We start from the raw sequence: 1,011 nt of genomic DNA, 5'->3' as shown, positions 1-1,011 counted from the left end.
ATCTTCCAAGCCACAAGATCAAGATCAAAAGATCGCAGCCTGCGGCAGCTCCTACATTAGGGACATGCGTTTCGTCAGTGATACAAAAAACAGCCTTCAAAGGCTGTTTTTTTTTGCCTATGCTTTTTGGCTCGCCCCCGCCAAGAGGACACGCGCATGACTGATTGGCCATTGCCTCAGACCTATCGCTTCAACGGACACTCCGTTCGCTATGCCGTACGCGGTGATGGCCCGCCGCTGGTGTTCGTGCATGGCACGCCCTTCTCTTCTTATGTATGGCACCGGATTGCGCCGCATTTCATCACCACGCACCGCATTCACTACTTCGACCTGCTCGGCTATGGGCTATCCGAGAAACTCGAGGGTGACGTTTCATTGGGCGTGCAGAACGAGTTGTTGGCACAACTGCTGGAACACTGGGGCCTGGATAACCCCGACGTGGTGGCCCATGACTTTGGCGGCGCTACCGTCCTGCGCGCGCATCTTTTGAACGGCAAGGATTACCGCAGCCTGACACTGATCGACCCGGTGGCATTGACGCCCTGGGGCTCGCCGTTCGTGCAACACGTGCGTCAGCATGAAGCGGCGTTCAGTGGGTTGCCCGACTACATTCAGCGAGCCATCGTGCCGGCTTACATTCGCGGAGCGATCAAGCGCGAAATCCCCGACGATGAACTCGCACCCTATGTGCAACCGTGGCTGGGCGATCCGGGGCAAGCGGCGTTTTATCGGCAGATCGCCCAGATGGACGAGCGCTATACCCGCGAGGCCGAGGGCCTGTACCCGACGATTCGTTGCCCGGTGCAGATTCTCTGGGGCGAAGACGATCAGTGGATTCCCATCGAACGCGGGCGCGCCTTGCAGCAATTGATTCCTGGCGCACAGTTCCATCCGGTCCCGAACGCCGGGCATCTGGTTCAGGAAGATGCGCCTGAAGCCATTGTCGCTGCGCTTCTGAGATTCTTGCCGCTCTAAACATCAAAAGATCGCAGCCTGCGGCAGCTCCTGCAC

Annotated in this window: 1 protein-coding gene; it reads left to right on the top strand. The window is 58.4% G+C overall.

Annotated features, from left to right (window positions below):
* Positions 1–156 precede the first annotated feature (156 nt).
* Positions 157–975, top strand: coding sequence for an alpha/beta fold hydrolase (locus ACW9JC_RS30345; RefSeq protein WP_457459671.1), 819 nt, complete (start codon positions 157–159; stop codon positions 973–975).
* Positions 976–1,011: the final 36 nt, after the last annotated feature.

The organism is Pseudomonas sp. SDO5591_S426, from assembly GCF_054070755.1.
This window is presented reverse-complemented; position numbering and strand designations above follow the sequence as displayed.

What these genes read in the sequence shown, in the direction of transcription:
- ACW9JC_RS30345 (WP_457459671.1), top strand. Translation starts at nt 157, where the DNA reads ATGACTGATTGGCCATTGCCTCAGACCTATCGCTTCAACGGACACTCC.